At 41.7% G+C, this 811-nt stretch carries 1 protein-coding gene and 1 pseudogene; one reads left to right on the top strand and one right to left on the bottom strand.

Annotated elements, in window-relative coordinates; genetic code table 11:
* Positions 1–408: pseudogene (locus R7R24_RS26000) on the top strand (lipase family protein); the annotation flags it as partial.
* A 62-nt stretch (positions 409–470) separates the two neighbouring features.
* Here the strand turns inward: R7R24_RS26000 and R7R24_RS25995 are convergent.
* Positions 471–725 carry a hypothetical protein gene (locus R7R24_RS25995; protein ID WP_005460888.1) on the bottom strand — a complete coding sequence of 85 codons (255 nt, stop codon included), beginning with the start codon at positions 723–725 and terminating at the stop codon, positions 471–473.
* Between the last annotated feature and the right edge of the window lie 86 nt (positions 726–811).

Below are 811 nucleotides of genomic sequence, written 5' to 3'. Positions count from 1 at the left end.
GCTTATTCTACAAGGCAAGCGCATTTCGGTGACAGGCCACTCTTCTGGTGGTGCAATTGGTAGCGTGTTTGCGGATTACATAGAAAAGAAGTATCCGAAAAGCATCAAGCGCGTTGTGACTTTCGGGCAGCCCGCCATTGGTGACTGGAAGTTCAAACGCCGCTATCGTCTGGCACATAAAACTTATCGAATTTGCTGTGATATCGATATTGTGACGTTCATGCCTCCGGTGCCTTTTCTTTACTGGCACGTCGGAAAAATGCTGTGGCTGTACAATGGCAGAATTTATGAGAACACGCCGACACTCATTCGCCTCGGGCGTTCACTGTTTAGTTGGCTGATTCGTCCGTTTTCTACCATTTAATGAGTAAGTACATCCGAAACAAAGACTTTTTCGATGAACGTTGATTGAAAAACCAAACGATAAACATAAAAAAGCCGGACTGATCCGGCTTTTTCTAAGATTTGAATTACAGCGAAGCAATTTCTTTCTCAAGTTGATATTTGCTGTCGGTGACGATTCTCTCTAGCACTTCAACGCGTCGTTTTAACTCGCCAATTTGCTTTTTGAGGCTTTCTTGCTCTTCTTGGCTCATCGTATTTCTCTCAGAAATCTCTAACGCTCGAACTTCTTTACGATGATTTAAGATCAACTTGACGATCCCGCCTCCAAAAATGGCACCAAACACAATGGCGACAACCAATACATCAGCAATAGATTCCATTCTTTATATTCCTCTAGATAATGCTCAAATATAAGTTACGCATTTGTTACATGAATATCAAATAACACCTTGATTAAATGTAATGT

Source organism: Vibrio sp. 704 (assembly GCF_033339295.1).
Note: the sequence above shows the minus strand (reverse complement) of the source record. Positions and strands in the feature narration are given on the sequence as shown.